We start from the raw sequence: 1,792 nt of genomic DNA, 5'->3' as shown, positions 1-1,792 counted from the left end.
TCTTTGTACAAAGATGGCCTTCCTTTGATGAAACGACTAATTCAAGCTCGTTGCTCTATTACTGCTCCTCCTACTCTTCCGATACCTCTCTAAACCTGACCAAACGTCTTTCCAAAAGAGCCACACCCAAATAATTTTGCGCTTCTGATAACCATGTACCTAATTTGAATAGCCCATCTAACCAATCATTTGTTTCATCAAAAATTTGGCGAATTTTTTCTTTCAATTCGTGCATAGTTTTAAGGCTTGGAGAAACTTCTTTCACTTGAGCTAGTTTCTGACTTTGTTTTTTCGTCAAATCTTTTTCATTTTTCAAAAGGGCCTATTTACTTTTTTTAAGTTTCTCTAAACTCTGTTTATGATTTTCTTTATCTGACTTGGTTTTAGCGTTTTTTAGTAAAGTTGTTAATTGAGTTTTTTCGAGTTTTCTTTGTGAGTCTAGTTCTTGATTTATTTGTACCATTACATGAAATCTGTCGGCTACAACTTGAGCATTGGGCATTAATTCTAAAACTAAGCTTTTGTATCCTTGCCATAAATCAATACTAACCTCTTCTATCTTATCTAAGACCTCTCTACCCCATTTAATCAAAAAATTTTTGATTTCTAATTGTGTTCTTCCTTCTAATATTTGAATTAATACTGACTTCTCTAAATCTATTAATACTGCACAATAATTGCCTTTACCTTTAACCAGAGCTATTTCATCAATTCCTAGCTTTTTCAAATTTTTAGGTGGAGATTTGGGCAAGTCTGACCTGGCATCTTTTAACATTCTTTCTATTTATTCTGTTGTCACTAATCCTTTTTGGGCTACACTTCTTATATCACTTCTTAAAACTTCTTTTAGGGTTGTCTCAGCCAACCTTTTAGTATATTTTCTTCTTTTCCTGACGAAATCTAACTTTTCACTGAACGGTTTTTTACATTTTTGACATTTAAACTGTCGTCTATTTATTTCCAAAAATACTGGGGACTCTCCCCAAGGCAAATCTTTAATTATATATCGATGATTTTGATGTAATTTATAACTTTTTGTCCCACACTGAGTACAGATGCTTTCATTACTGATTGACTCAATCTGTAAAATTATTCCAATCCCTTTGTGCTGGTGACGCGAACCAACTTTTACCCCTTTTATATCCAGAAGTTCTGTCAGCACTTTAATTTCCTTTTGTGATTTCATAATAACAAATATATCTTCAAGTTACTTCCCTGATAGTTCTAGTTAATAATAGCTCATCTTTATAATTTAAATAAAGCTACATTTTGGGCTATAATTTGATGCATTTTTTTTAGTGTATTAACGACTTAAATTATTAGTTTAGCATACTAGGTACTGAAGAACCAAACTTATTGATTAAGAATTCGCGCAAAAATAACTTTCCCTATTTAGACGTTGATTGAGGCAGGATAGCATAGTTCCATTCTCCATGAAAAAATTCTCGCACAATCTGCACCTCATTAAAGTCTTTTTCCCTAACTTTTATGCCAGTTTTATAGTCATTTTTGTCCAATTCAGCTTGGATATTAAGTCCGGCATTAGTCGTAGTATGACTAATTAAATTTACGACAACTTATTGACTTGTTAAAGGTCTACCTCTCCACTTTTTTGTTATGTGACAAAACCTTCGATGTTCAATTTTATTCCATTTGCTTGTCCCTGGAGGCAAATGGGATACTTTGATGGTCAATCCGATTTCCGTCGCTAATTTTTGTAACTCACTTTTCCCTAATCTAATTCGATAGCCATTACTGCCACCAGAGTCAGCTGTTATCAGTATTTCTTTAG

At 33.1% G+C, this 1,792-nt stretch carries 2 pseudogenes; both read right to left on the bottom strand.

Annotated elements, in window-relative coordinates:
* Positions 1 to 130 precede the first annotated feature (130 nt).
* Positions 131 to 1,186: pseudogene (locus F6K37_RS45945) on the bottom strand (ISL3 family transposase); the annotation flags it as partial.
* A 202-nt stretch (positions 1,187 to 1,388) separates the two neighbouring features.
* A pseudogene (locus F6K37_RS40765) lies at positions 1,389 to 1,792 on the bottom strand (ISAzo13-like element transposase-related protein); the annotation flags it as partial.

The organism is Moorena sp. SIO4E2, assembly GCF_010671945.1.
GTDB classification, from domain to species: domain Bacteria; phylum Cyanobacteriota; class Cyanobacteriia; order Cyanobacteriales; family Coleofasciculaceae; genus Moorena; species Moorena producens.
The sequence above is the reverse complement of the archived record's forward strand: the minus strand, read 5'-3'. Positions and strand labels throughout refer to the sequence as shown.